General features: G+C 57.8%; 1 protein-coding gene. It reads left to right on the top strand.

Going from position 1 to position 374, the window contains the following annotated elements:
* Window positions 1-374, top strand: a 374-nt coding sequence (locus KP22_RS21150) for an Ig-like domain-containing protein (RefSeq protein WP_039326434.1), incomplete at both ends; no start/stop codon positions are given.

Below are 374 nucleotides of genomic sequence, written 5' to 3'. Positions count from 1 at the left end.
CAGACCGTTTCCGTTACCCTCAACGGCATGACCTACACCGGGACTGTGGCCGCCGACGGATCCTGGAAAGTCACCATCCCTGCGGATGTCCTTCAGGCGTTAACCAACGGCGACTATACCCTGAGTGTTTCCCTGACCGACAAGGCTGGCAATACCACCACGCAAAGCAAAACCGTTACCGTCAATACCAACATTGATGCCATCAATATCGGCACGGTGTCGGTTGATAACCACCTCAACGCGCTGGAAGCCCAGCAGCCGCTGACCATTAACGGCACCACTGCCCATATCGCCGCCGGACAAACCGTTACCCTGACGCTGAATGGCAAAGCCTACACCGCCACCGTTGGCAGCGACGGCCACTGGTCTGTCAC

Origin of the sequence: Pectobacterium betavasculorum, from assembly GCF_000749845.1 — a bacterium.
GTDB lineage: Bacteria > Pseudomonadota > Gammaproteobacteria > Enterobacterales > Enterobacteriaceae > Pectobacterium > Pectobacterium betavasculorum.
The sequence above is the reverse complement of the archived record's forward strand: the minus strand, read 5'-3'. Positions and strand labels throughout refer to the sequence as shown.